Genomic DNA, 20,559 nt, shown 5'->3' with positions numbered 1-20,559 from the left:
TTACGAAGCCACATGAAAGCCCATGGTCGCTTGGACGGCGCACTTCCAGCCTTCATAGAGCTCGTCGCGCTTTTCCACGCGCATCTGGGGTGTGAAGTGGCGGTCCATGGCCCATTGCTTGGCAATTTGCTCGCGCGATTCCCAGAAGCCCAGCGCGAGACCGGCCAGGTAGGCGGCGCCTAGAGCGGTGGTTTCATTGACCGCGCAACGCAGCACATCCACGCCCAGGATGTCGGCCTGAAACTGGGCGAGAAAGTCGTTGGCGATAGCGCCACCGTCGGTACGCAGTTCGGTGAGCTGGAGGCCGGCATCGGCCTGCATGGCGTGGAGAACGTCCGCACTTTGGTAGGCCATGGATTCTACCGCCGCACGGATGAAATGTTCTTTGCTCGTGCCGCGCGACAGGCCGAACATCGCGCCGCGGACGTTGGAGTCCCAATAAGGTGCGCCCAGACCAGTGAACGCCGGTACGAGGTAGACGCCGTCGTTATCGCCGGCGCGCTCGGCATAGGCTTCTGAATCGGAAGACTTGCCCAGCATGCGTAGGCCGTCGCGCAGCCACTGGATCACCGAACCGGCCACGAACACGCTGCCCTCGAGGGCGTATTCGAGTTGGCCGTCTATCTCCCAGGCGACGGTCGTGAGCAGGCCGTTTTCAGAAGCCGTAGCTTCCGGACCCGTATTCATCAGCGTGAAGCAACCGGTGCCATAGGTGTTCTTGGCCATGCCGGGGTTGAAGCAGGCTTGACCGAACAGCGCGGCTTGCTGGTCACCGGCCATACCGGCGATCGGCAGCTCATTGCCGAAGAAATATTTCGGCAGCACCTTGCCATAGACTTCACTGCAGGACTTGACCTCGGGCAGCATCGATTCGGGCACGCCGAACAACTCGAGCAGTTCCGGGTCCCATTGACGATTGCGAATGTTGAACATCATCGTCCGCGAAGCGTTGGTAACGTCGGTGACATGCACCTCGCCGCCGGTCAGATTCCACACCAGCCAGGAATCGATGGTGCCAAACAGGAGCTCGCCGTTGTCGGCTTTTTCCTTTACACCTTCGACATTATCGAAGATCCACTTGAGCTTGGTGCCCGAGAAATAGGCATCGATGACCAGCCCGGTCTTGTCGCGGACCATCTCCGCATGCCCGGCGTCACGCAGCTCATCACAGATCTCGGCCGAATGACGTGATTGCCAGACGATGGCGTTATACACCGGCTGACCGGTGTTCTTGTCCCAGACGACGGTGGTTTCGCGCTGATTGGTGATGCCGATGCCGGCAATTTCCGAGACATCGACCTGCGTGTTGTTGATCACCTCGGTAAGCGTCGTCAGCACGCTGGTCATGATGTCGCGTGGATTGTGTTCCACCCAGCCCGGCTGCGGGAATATCTGCTCGAACTCGCGCTGGGCGATGCCGGCGATCTGGCCGTCGTGGTCGAACAGCATGGCGCGGGAACTGGTCGTACCCTGGTCGATCGCGAGTACGTATTTCTTTGCATTGCTCATGGAAGGTCGCTCCTCGTGTTCGTTACAAAAAATCGATCAATCTGAATGGGTTAGTAGATGTAAGCAACAAGTGCCGCCAACGTGCTGCCGATGACAGGGCCGACGACCGGCACCCAGGCATAGTGCCAGTCATTCGACCCCTTGTTCTTGATAGGCAGTAAGGCGTGGGCAATGCGCGGGCCGAGATCGCGTGCTGGATTGATGGCATAGCCGGTAGGGCCACCCAACGAAGCCCCGATAGAGACCACCAAAAGCGCGACCGCCAAGGGCCCGAGGCCGGACGGCGTATTGCCGAACATGAGAATGACGAAGATCAGCACGAAGGTGCCGATGATTTCGCTGATCAGGTTCCAGCCATAGGATCGGATGGTCGGTGCGGTGGAAAACGTGGCGAGTCTGAGCGCGTTGTCTTCGGTGTCATCGTACTGTTTCTTGTAGGCCAGATAGCAAACCACGGCCCCTAGAAAACCACCGATGAGTTCGGCCACAAAATAGGTGAGGGTGGTGACGAAATTGATCGGGATACCCTCCGCATACTCTTTGGCCGGGCCGATCAATAGGGCCAGCGTCACTGCTGGATTGATATGCGCACCGGTATCGTAGGCGACGTAAACACCGCAGAACACGGCAAGCCCCCAGCCGAAGAAGATCACGATGCCATCGCTGCCGTTACCGTTCGTCTTGTTCAAAAGGACATTGGCCACCACGCCGCAACCCAGCAGCGTCAGGAACGCCGTGCCGGCGATTTCGTGGACCAGTATCGTTTCTACAATGCCCATGAGTATGCCTTGTGGTAATGAGTGTCATGGTTGGATAAGCCGGGATGCGCACGTCCAGCAATGTCGACAGGCATGTCAGCAATGAGTCGGCGAGTCATGGTTTTCCTCCTCTTTGTGGCGCCACCTGCATCGATGGCAGTTGGGTTTGTGTCGTTATTCACGACGGCTGGGTTCTCCAGGTTCGTTTTAAGCCTCTGAATCGGCTTGGGTCGGCTCAGCGAAGGAGCGGGTGAGGTAATCGGCAAGCCGGAAACGTTCATCATCACTGAGACGTAGCCCGAGCTTGGAGCGCCGCCAGAGGATGTCCTCGGCTGTGCGCGCCCATTCGTGATCGCGCAGGTAATCGACTTCGGCGGCGTACAGGTCGGCGCCAAAATGCTCACCGAGGTCGTCCAGACTTTTTGCATCGCCGACGATGTTCGTGACCCGTGTGCCGTAGTTGAAGACCATACGATTGGCCATGCCCAGTGGAATGAAGGGATGACTTGCTTGTAGCGATTCGAAAAGGTGCTGTGGTTTCGCTTCTTCGCCGCCGGGCAGTGGATGGCCTTTGCCGGTCCAGGCTTTTTGCTGGCATCCGAGTTCGGGTGCCAGTTGATCGACAGCGTCCTCCGCCAGCCGTCGATAGGTCGTCAGCTTGCCGCCGAAGACATTGAGCAGTGGAGCGCCGTCGGAAGTATCGAGTTGGATACGGTAATCGCGGGTGATTTCGCTGGCGTTGTCCTCACGGTCATCGAGGAGAGGACGCACGCCCGAGTAGCTCCAGACGATATCGTCGGGTTCGATAGGTCGTTCGAAATAGCGATTGGCCGACTCGCATAGATAGCCGATCTCGTCTTCCTCGATGGCGATATCGCCGGGAGCGCCCTCGTGCTCGATATCGGTCGTACCGATGAGCGTGAAATCGCGCTCGTAGGGAATGGCGAATACGATGCGGCCATCGGGTTGCTGGAAGATATAGGAGTAGTCGTGGTCGAACAGCTTGTTCACTACGATATGGCTACCCTTGATCAGGCGCAGCGAATACTTGTGATCCAGCGACGCGACCTCGTCGAGAAAACGCACGGCCCAGGGCCCGGCCGCGTTGACCAGTCCGCGAGCGGCGACCTTGCAAGTATCGCCTTCGGCGGTACGCAGGGTGACGGTCCATCCGTTGGTATCGCGTATGGCGGTCTCGGCACGCGTGCGCGTCATGATGCAGGCGCCACGGTTGGCTGCATCCATGCAGTTGAGCACCACCAGCCGGGCATCCTGAACCCAGGCGTCCGAGTAGACGAAGCCCTTGGTGAACTCGGGCTTCAGTGGTGCTCCGGCCGAATGACCGGCGAACTTGATGCCGTGCGAGCCCGCTAGCGACTGTTTTCCACCCAGATGGTCGTACATGAAGAGCCCGGCTCGGATCATCCAGGCCGGACGCAGGTGCTTCTGATGGGGCAGGATGAAACGCATTGGCCAGATGATGTGCGGCGCCGTCTTGAGGAGTATTTCGCGCTCGGAGAGAGCTTTGGCCACGAGCTTGAATTCGTACTGCTCCAGATAGCGCAAGCCACCGTGGATCAGCTTGGTCGAGGCCGATGACGTATGGCTGGCGAGATCGTCCGCCTCGACGACGAGCACCGAAAGTCCACGGCCTGCAGCATCACGCGCGATGCCTGCACCGTTGATGCCGCCGCCGATGACAACCAGATCGTAGGTTTCGTTTTGCATGTTCGCATTCGCCCACTGGTGTTCGGTTTGGATCATTGTGGCGCGAAATCGAACATTTTCAATTAGGCAAAAAGTAGTAGACGCTATTCCGGCTTATGGTCGGTGTTAGAAGAATGGGCCATGGGGACGGTCTTGTGGAGGAGAAGGGCAGTGCGTGGATGCGGGTTCGTCAGTGAAAAAGCGAGTCGATGTGAAAATTCAAAATTCGGATCAGAACATGGCGGCCAGATGCGAACGACGACCGCACGCTGACCGATCGTGGTCGACTCCAGGATTTATACGAGCCCCTGTTCACGTAACACCTCTTTGATGATCGGTACCGGCGTCATCAGGTGCTCGCGCATCATGGCGCAGGCTGTCGCCGCGTCACGGGCGAGGATGGCGTCGGTCAGCGCTGCATGCTCGCGCCGCTTGGCGTCAAGCGCCTCTGCCGAGAACACGGTTTGGCAAAGCCATAGATGGCGGTAGCGCTCGGCCTGGTCGAAGAGCCAGGTCCGTGTCTGCAGTAGGTGCGGTGAATCGCAGCCCGCCGCGATCGCGCTATGAAAAGCCTGGTGACGGGCATCCCAGACATCCAGCATGTCGTCGGCACTGTTTATCGTTGCCACCTTGGCGAGGGCATGCGCCTTGGCCAGAATCTCCGCTTCCCAGTCGTCGCCACCCCGGGCGATGGCCAGTTCCAGTACCAAGCCTTCCAGTTGCGCGCGTGCATCGTAGAGGTCCTCGAGCTCCTTGATCGACATCTCTGCGACGCGATAGCCGCGTTGGCTCACGGCCGTCACCAGGCGTTCGCTGACCAATTGCGACAGGGCCTCACGCATGGGCCCCACGCCCAGATCGTAACGTGTCTTTAGATCGCTCATGCGCAACTTTTCGCCCGGCGTGTAGGCACCGCGAATGATGTCGCGCTTGAGCTGGCGGTAGGCACCGATGGCGAGATTAGGGCGCGGAGTGGCGCTGGTCATGGGGTGATTCCACCAAATATGTGAGCGCCATGATACCGGAGGCCACCGGAAGCGGGGAACGGTCTGGCGTCGATGTGCAAGTATAATTTTGACGTTTTATAAAAATATAGATATTTTTAAGCCGACATCTAGAACACCGTGGAGGCTAGCCATGACCGCCCTCGATACCCCTGCCGACCGTGCCTCTCAAGGTTTCAGCGTCGCACCGTCCGCTCAATCATCGCGGTTGTTGCAACTGACCCTGGACGCCGCGACCGTGCGCGCCTTTCTCGACGCCACCGCTGAATGGCCGATTCAGGCGCTGGAATACAAATCGATGCTGCGTTTTCGCGTCGCTCGAATCCTCGACGACCTATGCGCCAATACCCTCAAACCGTGGCTGGCGGATACACTGGTGGATCGTGCCACCGGTGGCCTGTTGGTAACGCCGGAAGGGCTCGATGAAGTGGCGCAGGCCGACGATATGGTGAAGGTGGCCACGGCGGTGGCGCATTGCATCGGACGCTCCAACTTCGATGCCATGAGTGGGCAGTACTACGCGCGCTTCGTGGTCAAGAATGTCGATGAATCCGACAGCTACCTGCGTCAGCCGCATCGCGTCATGGAGCTGCACAACGACGGCACCTTCGTCGAGCAGGACACCGACTACGTGCTGATGATGAAAATCGACGAGCAGCACATGCAGGGTGGTAATTCGCTGTTGCTGCATCTCGATGACTGGGCAGATCTCGAGCGTTTCCACGCGCACCCCATGGCGCGTCGCAAGATGCGCTGGGCGGCGCCGCCCAGCAAGAATGTCGGCCAGGACGTCTATCATCCGGTGTTCGATGTCGATGCGCAGGGGCGTCCGGTGATGTCCTACATCGATCAGTTCGTGCAGCCGCGCGATTTCGAGGAGGGCAACTGGTTGTGCGATCTTTCCGAGTCGCTGGAAAGTAGCGAAGCGCGACTGTCCGTGCCAATCCCCATCGGCAGCTTCCTGCTGCTCAACAATCACTTCTGGCTGCATGGGCGTGATCGCTTCACGCCGCATCCCGATTTGCGCCGTGAGTTGATGCGCCAGCGCGGTTACTTCACCCAGAAGCAGACGCTTGCCAATCCCAAGCACGCTTGAGTGGGCAGTTGATGCGCGATGAGTGAGAGATGTCTTGAACGCCAACCCGGCGTTGCGCAGGCTGTAACGGTTCAATTCTGACAAGCGAGAACGCGGTGTACGATTTCATCATCATCGGCGGCGGCATCCTGGGGATGTCCACCGCCATGCAACTGATCGAGGCCTATCCCGACAAGCGCATACTGCTCGTCGAGAAGGAACGCGGCCCGGCGCATCATCAGACCGGCCATAACAGTGGTGTGATCCACGCCGGGGTCTACTACACGCCGGGCAGCCTCAAGGCGCGCTTTTGCCTGGAAGGCAACCGCGCTACCAAGGCGTTTTGCGATACTCACGGCATCAATTACGAAAGCTGCGGCAAGCTGCTCGTCGCCACCAACGCGGTGGAAATGCAGCGTATGCAGGCATTGTGGGAACGCACCGCCGCCAATGGCCTGGAGCGCGAATGGCTCGACGCCGACCAACTGCGTGAGCGTGAGCCCAACATTACCGGGCAGGGCGGTATCTTCGTGCCCGCCAGTGGCATCGTCGACTATCGGCAGGTCACCGCGAAGATGGCCGAGGTGTTCCAGAATGCCGGCGGCGAAGTGCGTTACGCGGCGCCGGTCACGGCACTCGAAGAGCGCAGCGAAGAGGTCGTGGTGACCACCGACCAGGGCATTTTTACCACGCGCCATCTGGTGTCATGCTCGGGACTGATGGCGGACCGCGTAGTCCGCATGTTGGGCGTAACGCCCGAGTTCACGATCTGCCCGTTCCGGGGCGAGTACTATCGACTGCCGCCCGAGCACAATCGCATCGTCAATCACCTGATCTATCCGATTCCCGATCCAGCGATGCCGTTTCTCGGCGTGCATCTGACGCGCATGATCGATGGCAGCGTCACCGTAGGGCCGAATGCCGTGCTGGCATTCAAGCGCGAGGGGTATCGCAAACGCGATGTGTCGTTTAGCGATCTGGCTTCCATGGCCGGCGATCCGGGGATTCGCAAGGTACTGCGGGCCAATCTCAAGCCAGGGCTTCACGAGATGAAGAACTCGTTTTTCAAGGGCGGCTATCTGGAAGAAGTGCGCAAGTACTGTCCGCACCTGACCCGCGATGACCTGCGCCCCTATCCCGCCGGCGTGCGCGCCCAGGCGGTGGCCAAGGATGGCAAGATGATCGACGACTTCCTGTTCGTCAACACGCGGCGCAGCGTTAACGTGTGCAACGCGCCATCGCCCGCCGCTACCTCGGCAATCCCCATCGGCGCGCATATCGTCGACAAGGTGAAGGCGCTGGTGGAAGAATAAGCGTCTCCCTTAAGAGAGATATTTAACCGGCAACACGGCGGGTGGGGCTGGACTCCTTGAAGGTATCAGTCGCGATGCCAAAGCGCTCCGATAGCTCGCAGACTTGGCGCCAGTTGAGTTTACGGCGTCCGGCGAGAATGGCTGATACCACCGATTGAGCGCCTATTTCAGGTAACTCGCTTTGTGAAATCTGATGCTCCTGCATCAAATAACGCAGTACGTCGACACCCGAAACGTCGGGCATGGGCCGGCGTTCTTCATCGTAGGCTTCGATGACATCCCCCAAGCGACTCGCCAAGCTGGCGAGGAGGTGGGACTCATCCTCGCCAATCAGGTCGAGAAGTTCATCCAAGGCCTCGACACGCGCGTCATATTCGATGTCGTCGGTGGGCATGGTGAGCAGTGGTGCCAGATAGCTCCAATGCTGAGTGGCTTGTTCGACGAGCGTGTGCATAGTCACTCCTGTTTCCACTTGCCCTGATCGTATTCCGTTTGTGATAAATAGCAATATGCTATATAGGTCTCTCCAATTCTCATATCGTTTGGCCATCGTGAGACACAGCTTAGCGAGGGGAGTCGCTAGGCTGAGGTTTCACAGCGGTTTTCTCGTCGTGTAGCGCTTCCCAGGCGTAATAGGTGCTCAGGAAGACCTCGCCGGTAAGATGGTCGAGGAAGTCGCTTTGCTTGAGCTGGTCCATCACCGGGCCTTTGACTTCGGCGAGATGCAGCTTGACCTGTGAATCGTCGAGGCGGGCATTGATGGCTTCCAGGCTTTCCAGTGCCGAGGCGTCGATCAAGTTGATGGCCGAATTGATCAACACCACATGCTTGAGCGCCGGGCGTTCGGCGACCATGGCGTAAACGGTGTCTTCCAGGTAACGCGCGTTGGCGAAGTAGAGGCTTTCGTCGACGCGCAGTAGGGCCACGTTGGGGTCGTGCTCGGTGGTGTGGCGCTCGACGTTGCGGAAATGCTCGGTACCGGGGACGCGACCTACCAGAGCGCTGTGGGGGCGACTGGTACGGTACAAGAACAATGCCAGTGATAGCCCTACGCCGGTGATGACACCGACTTCGACACCGCTGACGAAGGTCAGCACGATGGTCGCGAGCATGGCGGCGAAATCGCGCTTCGAATAACGCCAGGTGCGCTTCAGGCCGCGTGCATCAAGCAGCGTGAAGGTCGAGACGATGATGCTGGCGGCGAGCGTGGCGATGGGCAGAAAGTGAATCAGCGGCGTGAGATAGAGCGTCACCAGCGCCACGCCCAGCGCGGCGAAGCTGCCTGCGGCCGGCGTGCGCGCGCCGGCATCGAAATTGATCACCGTGCGCGACAGGCTGCCCGTTACCGGCATGCTGCTGCTCAAGGCGGCGGCGATGTTGCTGCCGCCCAGCGCGAAAAGCTCCTGGTCGGGCGAAATGCGCTGACGACGTTTGGCGGCCAGCATCTGCGCCAGCGATACCGACTCGATGAAGCCGACCAGGCTGATCAGAAACGCCGGCATGAGCAGCGTACTGATCAAGCTCGGGTCGAGCGAGGGCAGCGCCAGCGGTGGTAGATGGCGCGGAATTTCGCCGACCACGGCCACGCCCTGCGCCTCCAGGTTGAACGCCCACACCAGCAGGGTCGAGATCATGACGGCAATGATCGGCCCAGCCTTGGTGATGAAGCCACTCAGCGTGGCGGTCATGCCCATGCGGCGCAGCGTAGGACCGGCGCGGCGCATCCCCATCAGAAACGCCAGCGAGACGAGGCCGATCAACGCCGTCAGACCGTTGAAATCCTGCCAATGTGTGACCAGCCCGGCGAGCTGTTCGATCAGCGTGAACCCGGACATCGAGATGCCCAATAAGTTGCCCAGCTGGCTGGTGGCGATCAACACGCCCGAGGCGCTGAGCAACCCGGAAACGACCGGATGACTCAGAAAGTTGGCGAAGAAGCCCAGCCGGAAGACCCCCATCAGCATCAGCATGACGCCGGAGAGGAACGCTAGTGTTGCGGCGGCTTCACTGTAGGCGACGGTCCCCGTGGCTACGATGTTTGATAACGCCGCGGCGGTCATCAGGGCGACGATCGCCATTGGTCCCACCGCCAGCGTGCGGCTGGTACCGAAGACGGTATATGCGATCAGCGGTAGTATGCTGGCGTAGAGGCCCGTCACCGCCGGAAGCCCAGCGAGCAGGGCATAGGCCAGCGCTTGCGGAATGACCATCAAAGTGACGATGACGGCGGCGAAGAGATCCTGGGATAGCGTGTAGCGATCGTAGCCTGGCAGCCACTCGACGATGGGAAAGTAACGCTTGAGCATCCGGGTCTCGTTGATGTGCAAGGAAGTCAGGTGTCTGAGCGAAAAGGTATAACGCTAGAAGTGTTTCTAATAGGCACTAATGGTGCGGCGTGAGGACCGTGTGTGCAAGTGCGAGGGGCGGGAGCTGACGCAAGGCGGCCTTCTGAATCACGCTTCCCAATCGACCAGTCGGCCCTGGCGTTGCTCTAGGGTTTCGGCAATGCGCAGCGTCTCTTCGCTGGGGATCTGGCGGATCAGTTCCTGGCTGTCGCGGTCGACGATGCGTGTCACGATCCGGCCCTCGTATTCCGACAGTTCGAACTGGACATTGTAGGCGCGCATCACATCGTTGACGCGGTCGATGGGCTTAGCGAGCTCGCTCATGGTCAAGGCCGATGGCGCCGATATTCCTTGCGCGTCACTGTCAGGCTGGATGTGGGCCAGGGCCATATCCAGTCGCTGGCGGCCGCTCAGCGGGTTGGGTGTGATGTTGGCGGTGGCAGGACCGCTGTTGACGGGAAATTCAGGAATGTTCGACGACATATACGTCCCCTTGCGTTGTTATCGATCTTGTATATCGAGTGCAGCCTCATTCAAGAAGCAGGCTCTTCTCAGAGAGCCTAAGAGCACCCGGTGGCAACCGGATCACGTCATCATATCGATGTGCGTGCGTCCGGCATCGTCGCCGACGCCGATGTCGACGAAGAAGGCATGCCGAAAGCTGCTATCGCGCTTGTAAGCGTGGATCTTCTTGACGTCCTGATGCTTACCGAAGCTATTGGTACTTTTTTGCACCTCGATAGTGGCAAGGTTCTCGTGGGTTCCGCGGTGATGAATGATGATGTCGGGGTAGGCGGTACGCGCATCGGTATCGGCGGTATTGGTCACGCTCGTCATGTGGCGGGTGCGTTTGCAGGGGCCCGGCCAGCGATTGTATTCGCAATCGATATCCCAGTCGGGAAACGCCTGTTGCAGGTACATGGCCAAGCGGAAGGAGAGAGAACGTTCCGTCGCCGACGCCTTGAGCAAGGAGGCATCGCGCTCGAGAAGTATTTCAAGGGCGTGGTTCAGCTTCTCGTGAATACTGGTGTCGGATTCGGTGATGAATGTACCGATATGAGTCATCGGGTGCCTCGCTTTTTTAGTTCTTTGCTTTGGCTAGCGTAATAAAGACCGGTAACGTCCCTGCTTATCCGTTATCGGCCATGACAGATCAGACTTTAATGGCTTTTTTAACGCCGAAGGCTTTTTTCACTGACATAACATCAAACGGGGCGAAACTCGGCGTGCAGCTTGCTATCGCGGACCATGACATAGGCCATGTTGCGTTTACCGTTATCGTCTAGCCAGTCGAGTTCATTGACTCCCGGTTTGAGGACCGATTCCGCCGCTGCGAGCGATGTTGCGGAGGTGCCATTGACCGATACCACCACCGCGCCGAGCGGTAAACGGCTTTGCAAGGGACTTTCCGCGCCGATTTCGACGAGCTTAAGACCGGTGGCGGCGGATTCCGCGGGCGCTTCTGCTTTTTTGGGACGTGGCGAGCGTGCTCCGGATTGAGGGGCAGGCGACGGCGGTGATGACGATGCTTCATGCCGGCTGCGCGAACGGTCCTGACGCAACTGCGAATGAGCGGAGGTGACTAGCAGCAATGTGCCGACCAGGAGTACGATCATGGCAATATTGGCAAAGAGCAACGCGGGCAAGTGGGCGCCGAGTAGTGACGGTGCCTGGCGTTGGAAGAGCAATATCTTGTACGTCGTGTAGGGTAGGGTCGTCATGACCACGCCCCATAGCACGATTAAAAAGGTCTGACTGCGCAATAAAGTCCGCATGGTGTACTAGCCATATTCAAAGAAGTTCAGCAGATTTAACCCATTACAAGAAAAAATCAAGTATCCCCCGCCTAAAGTACGAATGCCCGTTTCGCTACGAGCCCACAAATCAGACGATTAATACGCGCAGCCGCACTACTGACGCGCATGCGCCTTGACCTGATCGTACAGCAATCTTGCGTTATCCAGGGCGATAGCTTCGTTTTCATCCAGCTGCAGGAGAGAACCGCCAGTGCGATCATCGTCCTGGGTAGCACGGATCACCGCCGCATGGCGGCGCGATACACTGGCGACATTCATGCGGATGGACAGCAGCATCAGCTCGAAACGGCGTTTTTGATCCTCGCGACGGGTGCGTTCCTCGTCGGATTCGGTCGTCTCGATGAGCGACGCCAGGGTCGTATTGATCAGCTTCTCGACCAGATCGAGGCGCGGCACGATCTCGTCATTCAGTTCATTAACGGTGATGTGGGTACGGGGAGAAGACATGGTATCGCCTATAAGAGAAAACGCGCTCAAACGAGAAGGAGCAACAACAAGATTGCTCATGGTTTTTCGAATATCGGCCTTGAGGCGACTCACTTGAGCGTCATGGGCCAGATAGGTGGAAGTTGGCGGGGGTTTCTGGCCCTGAATTCAACTAATAAGCGCAGCACTGACGCCGGCTCAGGCGTACCGCTGCTACTGCGTCATCGGCCGGTGCGCTACCTTGGTATGACAGTCAGCGAATAGCAATGCAAAGTATGTATATCTACTTATACAGTCTTTATCCATAATAAAACATACTTCATTGATCGTTGGAGAGAAGGGATTTATTCAAGTTTATCCATGCCCAGCCGATACCCTTTCTACCTAAGAAAAGATGGTGCGTGAACATTAAGAGGAGGGGTATGTTGAGTAATTTACATCAAAGCAATCTCAATAAAATTAGCGTCAAGTATGCTGTCGCTTTTATTACGGTAGCGCTTTCGATGTTGGCGATCATGGTGGTGGATGAGCGATTGGTCAATGCCGTCAAGGAGCGGATGACCGACTTTAGTGGTGAGTTCAATGTGGCGATTTCAAATGTCCTGAATGCGGATCGGGACCTGTATCAAGGACAAATGGCGTTGCTGGAGCTCCTTGATGAAGAACCGGATAGCGACGGAGGCCAGCAATTCATTGCGGATTACAAGGAAAATGCCGAGCAGGCCTATGACCGCATGCATACGTTCGAAGAGCACATGTCGAACTATCCGAGTGTGGTGGCGGAGCTGGAGCAATTCGAAACGCGCTACGAGGCGTGGGCTAATGTGTCCGATAACATCGTCGAGTTGCACCGAAATGGCGAAATAGAGAAAGCCCAAGCCTTATTCGATGAAGAGAGTATGCCACGCTTCCATGAGTTGCGTGAGGTTTATGACCTGGTTGGTCAGGCCTTGAATGCCAAAGTGGCCGATCTGGAAACATCGATGCTCGACCGGATCGATACTCAGCAGCTTTGGGTCATTACCATTTCGTCGATCATCTTCCTGGCTGCCATCGCTCTCGCATTGATTGGCCCTCGCAGAATGTCGAAATCGATTCGCGCTGTCAGTGAGCGAATCCGTGAGATTACCGAGGAGGATGGCGACCTGACCCAACGCATCGACTCACGCCGTAGCGACGAAATCGGCGAGTTGGGGGAACGCTTCAATGATTTCATCGACCGGATCGACAGGACGTTGCAAGCGGTGCGTTCCAGTACCCAAAGCGTCAATTCGGCCTCGAATGAAATAGCCAAGAGCAGCCAGGACCTGGCGTCGCGTACCGAGCAGACGGCGTCCAACCTGCAGGAAACATCGTCATCCATGGAAGAGATTACCTCCACGGTTCGCCATACGGCCGAGACTGCAACACAAGCCGATGAACTGGCGCGCAGTAGTGTCGATGTCACTCGTGGCGGTCAGACGGCGATGCAGGATGTCGAAACGACCATGAACGATATCAGCGAGTCGGCATCACGCATTAACGAGATCATCGGCATGATCGATTCGATTGCCTTTCAGACCAATATCCTGGCACTTAATGCCTCCGTCGAGGCGGCGCGCGCCGGTGAGCATGGCAAAGGTTTCGCCGTCGTTGCCGAAGAAGTCCGCACGCTGGCCGGGCGCTCGAGCGATGCTTCACGCGAGATCCGCGGATTGGTGGAAACCTCTGTCTCCAACGCCGAGTCAGGTTCGGAAAAAGTGCGCAAAGCCGGTCAAACGATGGAAGACATTGCCGGCAGTATCGAGCGGGTCACGCAAATGATCGGCGAGATCAGCACAGGCTCTCAGGAGCAGAGCAGCGGTATCAGCCAAGTCAATACCGCCGTGACCGAACTGGATACCATGACGCAGCAGAATGCGGCGATGGTCGAGCAAAGTAGCGCTGCCGCCGACGAAATGAGTCATCAGGTGGAACGCCTCATGGCTCTGATCAGTTCTTTCAAATTGAGTAATACCGAAGAGGATGACTCACGCATGAACCAAGTCCTCACACATCAACAGAGTTAATCTCCGTCTCGGGGGAATAGCCGCTGCCATCGTTCGTAGATACCTCCTGGCCTTATACTGAAGGGACCAGGAGGTTCCATGAGTCGTCAACGATACACCGAAGCATTCAAGATCGAAGATGTTAAGCAGGTGGCGGAGTGGGGCCATCCCGTCGCCGAGGTCGCCGCCCGGTTGGGCGTTTCCAGCTACAGCCTGTATCCATGGATGAAACGCTAATATGGTATGTGCCGCCGTGATACTTGAAGATAGGCTGGTCGTCAAAACCGTCATGCATCATTTTCAGTGGGCGGAATGACTATGCGGACCACGTACGATGAAACTGACGATATCCTAGTTGTGCATCTTGCGGAAGACAGCATAAGCGTCGTGCTTGCTGCGCAAAGGCGCTGGTGGTGGCGGGACGAATGTTTTCCGGATGCGCCTGTAAATCGCGCTCCAGAAACGCCAGAAAGCTAGCCACCACAGGGTCTTGGCTGGGCTCATCATCGGCACGCGAGAGCACGACTTCTCCATTGGATCGAACCGTATAGTGAAGCCGGTCGCGACGCTTCAGATTCAGTGCGCGTCGAACCGATGCCGGCACGGTCGTCTGGTAGCGATCCGTGAGGGTGGAATCATCCTCAATGGCCGTGTTCATGACGGGCCTCCACTCGATGGCAATGCAAGGAGTACGGAGAACCGGCAGCCAGTCGATCCGCTCGCGTGTTGGTCCATAGACAGGGCAGCGCAGGCGTCTCACCGGCATCTCCAGCACGACAAATCAGTAGCGGGGTCTCTTGGACACGCCGGTGGTGCACATCATGGATGAGGAAGCAGGCGTGATCGCAGCTGCTGCAGACCGGCGGGATTCGGTCATCGGGCTCCAACTGGAGCCACAGCGTTTGGGCATCCAGAAACTCATGGTGGGCGACGGTGAAGCCTTTCCAGAACAGGTTCCAGGCGCTAGCATCCATGGCGGCGGCGGTATCCAGGTGAGGGGCTGAGGTTTGTGGTGAACATCAGCTTATCCGGATTTACCGCCGTCTCTCTATCCTGTCTGTTTCACGCTAATCTGCGAAGAACCATGTTTCTTGCCAAAATGACCAATATTTTATACTTTAACTACTTTATGCCTAAAATATTGGTCAAAAATGCAGACGAAACGCCAAACACTTTCGCCCCGCACATATCACGCGCTGCAGCTATTCGCCAATTTGATCGAAGAGGCCCGGCGCCACAGGCGCTGGACGCAGCGTGAACTGGCTGAACGCATCGGTATCAGCCGGGCAACGCTGCAAAGCCTGCTGAAAGGCGACCCATCGGTCGCCATCGGCAGTTACTTCGAAGCCGCCACGCTGCTGGGAGTTCCCCTGTTTGGCACCGATTCGGGCAATCTCGCGGACCTCGCTCAACAGCAGCAGCAACGTATGACATTGCTGCCTGGCAAGACCGTTCATCGCAATGAAGAGAACCTACCCGATGACGACTTCTAACGATCGAGCCTACGTGTGGGTGTGGCTCCCCGGACAAACCGAGCCGGTCGCTGCCGGTTTACTGCAACACGAGCAAGGTGGCTATCGGTTCCTCTATGGCCGGCGTTACCTTGAACGGGACGATGCGATTAGCCTATTTCCCGATGAGTTGCCCTTGCGCCGTGGTGCCCAAAGGCTGGCAGGCGGTACATTGCCCTCGGTATTACGCGATGCAGCCCCGGATGCCTGGGGCCGACGAGTAATCATCAACCGCTTGACCGGCAGGAGCGGCGCCGATGCTGATCTGGTGACGCTCGATGACCTCACCTTCATGCTGGAATCCGGCTCCGACCGAATAGGCGCTCTTGATTTTCAGGCCAGCGCAGAACATTACGAGTCTCGTGGGGAGCTGGGCGCGAGTCTGGAAGACCTGATGGAAGCAGCCGAGAGCGTCGACCGTGGCAAGCCATTGCCCACGGCGCTTGCCCAGGCGCTGCAACACGGCACCAGCATTGGCGGCGCTCGGCCCAAAGCCCTGATTGGCGACAACGCGCGCAAGCAGGTGGCCAAGTTTTCTGCGTCAAACGATCTCTACAGTGTGGTCAAGACAGAATTTGTCGCCATGCGTCTAGCGCATCTAGCCGGTCTGGACGTTGCCAACGTCGAGTTGCGCTACGTCATGGGGCGCGACGTATTACTTGTCGAGCGGTTCGACCGCCGACTATCTCGGCAAGGTTGGTTACGCTATGCGATGGTATCGGCCCTGACGCTGTTAGGGCTGGATGAAATGACCGCTCGCTATGCCAGCTATGAGGACCTCGCCCATCAGGTACGCGCTCGCTTCACCGAACCCCGTGCGACACTGCATGAACTGTTCAAGCGCATGGTGTTCAACGTGCTGTGCGGTAACACCGACGACCACGCTCGGAACCACGCTGCATTCTGGGATGGAAAAACCTTTACGTTGACCCCGGCCTACGACATTTGCCCACAATCGCGGGTTGGAGGTATCGCATCACAAGCCATGCGCCTCGTTAGCGATGATAACAGCAGCCAGCTACGCACCTGCCTGGCAGCCGCACCGGCTTTTCATCTCGAGACCGGACAAGCTCGAGAGCTTATCGACCGGATGATCCAGACGCTCGAAAGCCAATGGGACGCAGTCTGCGACGACGCTCAACTGCCCTTTGTGGACCGCCAATACCTGTGGGGCCGTCAGTTTTTGAACCCCTTCTCTCTGGAAGGTTATTGACGCTTGCTGGCTTCGTAATGCTCGACCAGAGTCAGTAGAATTATGGTCACCATACAATGAGGTGAACCTTGATGTTCTGTCGGCGATTCGGTTTGGATGTATATGTTACCCGGCATGCACGTGAGCGTATGGCTCAGCGCGGTATGACAGAAGTGCTGCTCGGTGAGCTTCTGGAAACCGGCCAGATGCGTTATAAGGACGATACGCGGCTATGGATCGCCAAAGCTATGGAAGGGCGCAACGATAATTTGGTATGTGCCGCCGTGGTACTTGAAGATAGGCTGGTCGTCAAAACCGTCATGCATCATTTTCAGTGGGAGGAATGACCATGCGCACCACGTACGATGAAACTGACGATATCCTAGTTGTGCATCTTTCTGAGAAGGCCGTTGCGAAGGAAGTCTCGCAGGATTGGAATACCCATGTTAGCTATGCGGAAGACGGCTCTATCGTGGAAATTGTGATTTTGGACGCATCCAAGCAGGGCGCATGGCCTTTGTTGCGCAGCCATGCGGCCTGAGGTGATGCGGTTATGCTATGAATCCAGGGGGGAGGGAACTTGTTCCCGATGGTTCTTGCCACCCTTCACCGCGTCGCGTCCGCATCCAGCAGTGCTTGGATGCGTTCGTCATCACCACTGGCCGCTTGCCACACGTCATCCCGGCTATCCGGTGGATTGCCGTTCTTGAGCATCTTGCGGAAGACAGCATAGGCGTCGTGCTTGCTGTCATAGGCGCGTTGGGTGGATTCGTCGTTGACCCAAGCGTAAATGAGGATCTAACCGGTATTGCTGATAGAATTTTGCGCGATGCCCGCAGCATCAAGATGGCAATAGCGATAAGACCGTCTGCGGCACTTGGTTGGCCTGCGCTAGCATGGATTGAGATGCTTGTTGGATGACTTGCTGCTTCATCAGTTTTGAGCTTTCGTCGGCATAGTCGGCATCCATAATGCGCGAGCGTGCTGCGGCGGTATTCATTTCAGCGGTGGAGAGTCCATCGATGACGCTATCAAGCCGGTTATGCATGGCGCCTAGCATGCCGCGCTTGTCGTCGACACGTTCAATCGCTTCATCCAGCGTTGCGAGTGGGTCGTTGGGTTGCTTGATACGGATCTCATCATCATCCGCATTGATGTTGACGACGGTGCGTTTATCGCCTGTATCGGCTTGAATCAGGTCAGCATCCGTGGAGGCGGAAAAATCGAAGTCGAAATAAACCAGCACCTCGCTACTTCCCTCGGAGGTTTGAACGAGTGTATTCGCACTCTTCAGGTTATCTACTAGCGTGCCTTTGACGAAGCTTTCATCGGAATCAACGTCGTCCGAGAGTCGCATATAATAGCGGCCATCTTCGTCCTGACGTAGTACGTCATTATATGTACGTGGATTGCCATCCTCATCACGAGCAGTGTAATTGACTTCTACGTTCGATTCGTCAAGTGTGATAACCGAATTGCCGTTTATTTTGTCTATTGTTGAGAACGCTTCAGGCGTTGCCCCGGTTTCTAGGGCGGCACTGGCGGTTGATGCTGATGTATCGCTCGCAGTGAGCGATACTTGGGCTTTAGTGTAGGTGGGGTCAGCGCCAGAAGTATCTTCTACATAATAACCGTCGTTCCCCTCTTGATACTTAAGAAGCCGAGCATCGCCACTTGCCAGCCCCATAGAGCTAAAATCCACGCTCGAGCTGTCGACAGATATGTCATTGACTTGTGTAGGTGCAGTAAAGCCCTCTTTTCTGACGCCTGTGCTTTCCGTGGCTTGAACGGAAAGTGTCGTACTATCAGAGGAGCTAAGTTCGGCCTTGTAATAAGTCGTTGTACCACTATCTTCTTGTTTTATAAAGTAGCTTCCATCGTGCTCGACCAACGACTGCGAGCCATTAGGAAACGCAGTATCCGAAGTGTCTGTGAACTCAACGCTTGAATAATCATCATAGGCTGTGTTTTTGTTTGTCCCACCCTCATTGACGGTGATGTTATCGCTTCCGGATATATCTTCGAACTCAGTCGTGGTGTATGAGGTAGTTTCTTTTGCTGATGCTGTAAGCTGTGATGTGCTGCCTGAATCCTCTAGGGTGACGGATGCCTCCCGGTAGGTTCTTAAATTATTTTCTTGGGTCTGTATGTAATACTTTTCGTCAGATGAGACAAGCACTGGGTCGTTACCACTCGAAATGGTGGTGCCATCACTTAATTCAAATGCCTGCTGCGAGGTATTAGGCACTTCGACAGTATCAATCTCGGAGAAAATAGGCGTATTAGATTCAATGGTTACTTCGTTGTTATTGGTTTTCGTATAGTGTGTTGCCGCCTCGTCGGGGTCACTATAATACTGAAAGTTGCCGCCTTTCTCGGTTTTTATATAGCTACCTGAAAGGCCGCCAGAGCCAGAAACATAGTCCGTAGTGTTGTTATCTTGCTTCTCGCCATTGACGTACATGGACAAGTCTGTCGATACTTCGGCGTCTGTATCTGGTTTGAGTACTATATCGTGAGCGGAACCTTGGAGTGTCTTGCGGGGCGTTATCTCACCCTCAAGACCATAGATAGTAAAATCTTCCAAGCCCAGCTCATCAACGCTAAATCCTGGCGAGCCCAAATCGACCGAAAGCTCTTGGCCGTCATCGGCACCTACCTGTAGATCGACCGCGCCGGCATCGCCATTGAGTAGTGACATCCCATTGAATTCGGTCTGCTCGTTCAAGCGGTCGATTTCTTTCAGGTTCTGGTTGATCTCCGCCTGGATGGCATCGGCGTCATCGGCTGTGATCGTGCCATTCAGCCCCTGGACGGATAGCTCACGGATACGCTGCAGCCGATCATTGACTTCATCCAACGCTCCCTCGGCCGTCTGGATCATGGAAATGCCGTCGTTGGCGTTGCGCGCCGCCTGGTGTTGGCCTGCTTCCTGCGCCGCCATGCGGTTACCGATGGCCTGGCCGGCCGCATCATCCGCTGCGCTATTGACCTTCAACCCCGAGGACAGTCGCTCAAGCGTCGTGCCCAACTCGCTATTGGCGCGCCCCTGGTGCTGGCGGGCAGTGAGAGAGAGCAGGTTAGAGTTGATAACGGCCATGTCGAGTCCCTGGGCATGGAGAAAGCATTGGTTGTATCTCCTGCGAGATCGGCATGAACGAAAGGAACTTTAGGGAGTAGCGATAGATTTTTGGATATTGAAACGAGCCGTGAAACACGGTGGCTTGGCGCCGGCTTGTGGGGCTCGTCTCATAGCAAGCCTGGGCGTTTTACTGGTCAAGGTAGCCGTTAGCTTGTAGATAGCGGATGACCTGGTCTGCTGCTTCGTGTGGTTGGCGGCCGTCATTCACGATACGTAGCTCAGGCGTTTCAGGCGGCTCGTAGGGCGAGTCGATGCCGGTGAAGTGCTTGATCTCACCGTTGCGCGCTCGATGATACAGTCCCTTGGGATCGCGCTGTTCACAGGTGGTGAGCGGCGTGTCGATGAAGACTTCAATGAAGTCGCCTTCTCCCATCAGCTCACGCACGTTATTCCGGTCGGCACGAAAAGGAGAAATGAACGCGGCCAGCGTGATAATCCCCGCATCGACAAACAACCGTGATAGTTCGCCAATGCGACGGATGTTCTCGACTCTGTCTACGTCGGAGAATCCCAGATCCACATTCAAGCCATGGCGCACATTGTCACCATCGAGCAGGTAGGTGCGCTTGCCCATGGCATGCAGCTTTTCCTCCACCAGACCGGCGATGGTGGATTTTCCAGAACCGCTGAGCCCCGTGAACCACAATAGGCACGTCCGGTGCCCGTTGAGGTGTTCGCGGTGCGAGCGCTTGATTTTATGGCTATGCCATTTTGCGTTTGTCGTATTGGTCAT

Annotated in this window: 21 protein-coding genes and 2 pseudogenes; 8 read left to right on the top strand and 15 right to left on the bottom strand. The window is 56.9% G+C overall.

The annotated features are described in order from the left end of the window. From glpK to csiR, 4 genes are all read right to left on the bottom strand, one after another. The gene (gene glpK / locus OP496_RS03630; protein ID WP_280562108.1) at window positions 1-1,509 is read right to left on the bottom strand and encodes a glycerol kinase GlpK; all 1,509 of its coding nucleotides are present in this window, start codon (window positions 1,507-1,509) and stop codon (window positions 1-3) included. A gap of 50 nt (window positions 1,510-1,559) precedes the next feature. Then, window positions 1,560-2,288: an MIP/aquaporin family protein gene (locus tag OP496_RS03625; RefSeq protein WP_280562107.1), complete on the bottom strand. Its 729-nt coding sequence runs from the start codon at window positions 2,286-2,288 to the stop codon at window positions 1,560-1,562. A gap of 186 nt (window positions 2,289-2,474) precedes the next feature. After that, window positions 2,475-3,995 carry a glycerol-3-phosphate dehydrogenase gene (gene glpD, locus OP496_RS03620; RefSeq protein ID WP_280562106.1) on the bottom strand — a complete coding sequence of 507 codons (1,521 nt, stop codon included), beginning with the start codon at window positions 3,993-3,995 and terminating at the stop codon, window positions 2,475-2,477. A 275-nt stretch (window positions 3,996-4,270) separates the two neighbouring features. Beyond that, window positions 4,271-4,960, bottom strand: a complete 690-nt coding sequence (gene csiR / locus OP496_RS03615; protein ID WP_280562104.1) for a DNA-binding transcriptional regulator CsiR — start codon at window positions 4,958-4,960, stop codon at window positions 4,271-4,273. Between the two features lie 151 nt (window positions 4,961-5,111). Between csiR and glaH the strand changes: the two genes are divergently transcribed. Then, entirely contained in the window at window positions 5,112-6,074 is a 963-nt protein-coding gene (glaH, locus tag OP496_RS03610; RefSeq protein ID WP_280562103.1) for a glutarate dioxygenase GlaH, read from the top strand. Between the two features lie 95 nt (window positions 6,075-6,169). Then, window positions 6,170-7,366 (top strand): L-2-hydroxyglutarate oxidase, encoded by a 1,197-nt coding sequence (gene lhgO / locus OP496_RS03605; protein ID WP_280562102.1) that lies wholly within the window; start codon window positions 6,170-6,172, stop codon window positions 7,364-7,366. Between the two features lie 22 nt (window positions 7,367-7,388). Here lhgO and OP496_RS03600 read toward each other — a convergent pair whose 3' ends face one another. From OP496_RS03600 to OP496_RS03575, 6 genes are all read right to left on the bottom strand, one after another. Continuing rightward, window positions 7,389-7,820 (bottom strand): transcriptional regulator, encoded by a 432-nt coding sequence (locus OP496_RS03600; protein WP_280562101.1) that lies wholly within the window; start codon window positions 7,818-7,820, stop codon window positions 7,389-7,391. A 109-nt stretch (window positions 7,821-7,929) separates the two neighbouring features. Next, a complete protein-coding gene (gene sulP / locus OP496_RS03595; protein ID WP_280562100.1) occupies window positions 7,930-9,672 on the bottom strand; it encodes a sulfate permease in 1,743 nt (580 codons plus the stop codon). Window positions 9,673-9,819: 147 nt separating this feature from the next. Next, entirely contained in the window at window positions 9,820-10,194 is a 375-nt protein-coding gene (locus tag OP496_RS03590; RefSeq protein ID WP_280562098.1) for a flagellar protein FlaG, read from the bottom strand. Between the two features lie 102 nt (window positions 10,195-10,296). Beyond that, a complete protein-coding gene (locus tag OP496_RS03585; RefSeq protein ID WP_280562097.1) occupies window positions 10,297-10,776 on the bottom strand; it encodes a hypothetical protein in 480 nt (159 codons plus the stop codon). 140 nt (window positions 10,777-10,916) lie between these two features. After that, window positions 10,917-11,432 (bottom strand): hypothetical protein, encoded by a 516-nt coding sequence (locus OP496_RS03580; protein ID WP_280562096.1) that lies wholly within the window; start codon window positions 11,430-11,432, stop codon window positions 10,917-10,919. A 189-nt stretch (window positions 11,433-11,621) separates the two neighbouring features. Next, complete coding sequence (locus tag OP496_RS03575; protein ID WP_280562095.1) at window positions 11,622-12,068, bottom strand: hypothetical protein; 447 nt, start codon at window positions 12,066-12,068, stop codon at window positions 11,622-11,624. Window positions 12,069-12,283: 215 nt separating this feature from the next. On the opposite strand from OP496_RS03575, the gene OP496_RS03570 reads away from it, so the two are divergent. Continuing rightward, window positions 12,284-14,002 (top strand): methyl-accepting chemotaxis protein, encoded by a 1,719-nt coding sequence (locus OP496_RS03570; protein ID WP_348521997.1) that lies wholly within the window; start codon window positions 12,284-12,286, stop codon window positions 14,000-14,002. Window positions 14,003-14,080: 78 nt separating this feature from the next. Next, window positions 14,081-14,215, top strand: a pseudogene (locus tag OP496_RS03565) (transposase); the annotation flags it as partial. 82 nt (window positions 14,216-14,297) lie between these two features. Here OP496_RS03565 and OP496_RS03560 read toward each other — a convergent pair. Continuing rightward, complete coding sequence (locus OP496_RS03560) at window positions 14,298-14,639, bottom strand: type II toxin-antitoxin system PrlF family antitoxin (protein ID WP_280562094.1); 342 nt, start codon at window positions 14,637-14,639, stop codon at window positions 14,298-14,300. After that, the gene (locus tag OP496_RS03555) at window positions 14,623-14,955 is read right to left on the bottom strand and encodes a hypothetical protein (RefSeq protein ID WP_280562093.1); all 333 of its coding nucleotides are present in this window, start codon (window positions 14,953-14,955) and stop codon (window positions 14,623-14,625) included. Before OP496_RS03555 ends, OP496_RS03560 begins: the two co-directional genes overlap by 17 nt. 177 nt (window positions 14,956-15,132) lie before the next feature. On the opposite strand from OP496_RS03555, the gene OP496_RS03550 reads away from it, so the two are divergent. From OP496_RS03550 to OP496_RS03535, 4 genes are all read left to right on the top strand, one after another. Continuing rightward, a complete protein-coding gene (locus OP496_RS03550) occupies window positions 15,133-15,474 on the top strand; it encodes a helix-turn-helix transcriptional regulator (RefSeq protein WP_280562092.1) in 342 nt (113 codons plus the stop codon). Continuing rightward, entirely contained in the window at window positions 15,461-16,705 is a 1,245-nt protein-coding gene (locus tag OP496_RS03545) for a type II toxin-antitoxin system HipA family toxin (RefSeq protein ID WP_280562091.1), read from the top strand. The genes OP496_RS03550 and OP496_RS03545 overlap by 14 nt, the downstream gene beginning before the upstream one ends. 71 nt (window positions 16,706-16,776) lie before the next feature. After that, window positions 16,777-17,031 (top strand): DUF4258 domain-containing protein, encoded by a 255-nt coding sequence (locus OP496_RS03540; protein WP_280562378.1) that lies wholly within the window; start codon window positions 16,777-16,779, stop codon window positions 17,029-17,031. 2 nt (window positions 17,032-17,033) lie between these two features. Beyond that, the gene (locus OP496_RS03535) at window positions 17,034-17,225 is read left to right on the top strand and encodes a DUF2283 domain-containing protein (protein WP_246975113.1); all 192 of its coding nucleotides are present in this window, start codon (window positions 17,034-17,036) and stop codon (window positions 17,223-17,225) included. 65 nt (window positions 17,226-17,290) lie between these two features. Here OP496_RS03535 and OP496_RS03530 read toward each other — a convergent pair. The 3 genes and pseudogenes from OP496_RS03530 to cysC form a co-directional block, all read right to left on the bottom strand. Then, window positions 17,291-17,482: pseudogene (locus tag OP496_RS03530) on the bottom strand (type II toxin-antitoxin system YhaV family toxin); the annotation flags it as partial. 43 nt (window positions 17,483-17,525) lie between these two features. After that, window positions 17,526-19,784: a flagellin gene (locus OP496_RS03525; RefSeq protein ID WP_280562090.1), complete on the bottom strand. Its 2,259-nt coding sequence runs from the start codon at window positions 19,782-19,784 to the stop codon at window positions 17,526-17,528. A 169-nt stretch (window positions 19,785-19,953) separates the two neighbouring features. Then, window positions 19,954-20,559 carry an adenylyl-sulfate kinase gene (gene cysC / locus OP496_RS03520; RefSeq protein WP_280562089.1) on the bottom strand — a complete coding sequence of 202 codons (606 nt, stop codon included), beginning with the start codon at window positions 20,557-20,559 and terminating at the stop codon, window positions 19,954-19,956.

The sequence above is a fragment of the Chromohalobacter sp. 48-RD10 genome, assembly GCF_029889785.1.
GTDB lineage: Bacteria > Pseudomonadota > Gammaproteobacteria > Pseudomonadales > Halomonadaceae > Chromohalobacter.
This window is presented reverse-complemented; position numbering and strand designations above follow the sequence as displayed.